This window comes from Paenibacillus sp. BAC0078, from assembly GCF_054483875.1.
The window spans coordinates 1-1,032 of sequence record NZ_JBTLRW010000062.1; the positions used below are offsets into that span (position 1 = coordinate 1).

Annotated in this window: 1 protein-coding gene; it reads right to left on the reverse strand. The window is 61.4% G+C overall.

What is annotated here, in order from left to right; translation table 11 throughout:
* Positions 1-1,032: condensation domain-containing protein (locus ACX1DY_RS31400; protein WP_458968042.1), on the reverse strand; the 1,032-nt coding region annotated here is incomplete at both ends.

The following is a 1,032-nucleotide window of genomic DNA, read 5'->3' on the forward strand; positions in this document are numbered from 1 at the left end:
GATGGTCGCCGCTGCCCGTTCGGAACAATCCAAGCTGCATCAGCGGACCGGTTTCCAGATTCATCGCCTGCTGGACAAGCGTCGCCTTCTGCTCGACCGCTGCACTGACGTCCGCTTCCACCGAGACGTCGCATACATGCAGGCGGAACGCTGGCTCTTCCGTCCCCCGGTTCATCTGCACGATCTTCCCTGCTTCTTGCCGGTACACCATCCGCAGCGCATCGTGATGTTCCGCCAGCTTGGCTGCGACTTCCTCCACGAGCGTTTCCCGGAATCCGTCCGCGCGGTACAGCATCATCGCCTGATTCCAGTGATGATTTTGCGAGAAATCCTGTTCGAAAAACCAACGCTGGATCGGGCTTAGCGCCACCTCGCCTTCCACGGCCCCTGCTTCGGCTGCTGCCTGGGTCGTGGCTTGAACGTAGCCGCTGACTTCCTCGATCGTCGAATGCGTGAACATATCCCGAACCGCCAGCTTCAGGCCTTCCGAGCTTAACCTCGACACGATCTGGATCGCTTTGATCGAATCGCCGCCCAGCTCGAAGAAGTTGTCCCGGATGCCGACTTGTCCGACTCGGAGTACGTTCTGCCAAATCTCCGCCAGCTTCGCTTCCGTCTCGCTTCGCGGCGCGACGTATTCGCTTCCGGCCTGCACCAGCCCTTGCGGCTCCGGCAGCGCCTTCCGGTCCACCTTCCCGTTGGCCGTCAGCGGAATCCGCTCCACTTCCACTACGTATGATGGCACCATGTACTCCGGCAGGCCGCGCTTCAAATACCCGCGCAACTCGGAGGCGTCGAATGCTCCGCTGCTCACCACGTACGCGCACAGGTACGCTTCGTCCCGCTCGTCTTTCCGGGCGATGACCACCGCTTCCTTCACGTCCGCGTGCTGCAATAGACGGTGCTCGATTTCGCCTGTCTCAATCCGGTACCCCCGGATTTTCACTTGCTCGTCGATCCGGCCCATGTACTCCAGGTTCCCGTCCGGCAGCCATCTGGCCAGGTCTCCCGTCCGGTACATCCGCTCACCAG